Origin of the sequence: Mesorhizobium sanjuanii (assembly GCF_002529485.1) — a bacterium.
Lineage (GTDB): Bacteria > Pseudomonadota > Alphaproteobacteria > Rhizobiales > Rhizobiaceae > Mesorhizobium > Mesorhizobium sanjuanii.
On the sequence record NZ_NWQG01000339.1, the window covers coordinates 1 to 281 of the forward strand.

The following is a 281-nucleotide window of genomic DNA, read 5'->3' on the forward strand; positions in this document are numbered from 1 at the left end:
CGTCCGTTACGACATCGGCGTCGGTGACGTCGGCTCGTTCGATGGCGCCAGAACCTTCGATGTCAAGGACGGCGACGAGCAGGACACCTACCGCAAGAATACCCGCTTCACGCTGAAGACCTGGACCGGCCAGGAAACCGAGCTCGGCACCTTGAAGACCTACACCGAGACCCGCTTTAATTTCGGCAACAGGAACAACTACGGCAGCGTCAGCAACAATGGTACTCCGGATGATGCAACCGACGATTTCCTTGTCAACAACAACGCCGGCAACAGCGGCA

Annotated in this window: 1 protein-coding gene; it reads left to right on the top strand. The window is 58.0% G+C overall.

Going from position 1 to position 281, the window contains the following annotated elements; translation table 11 throughout:
• Positions 1-281, top strand: a 281-nt coding sequence (locus tag CN311_RS31770; protein WP_245441009.1) for a porin, incomplete at both ends; no start/stop codon positions are given.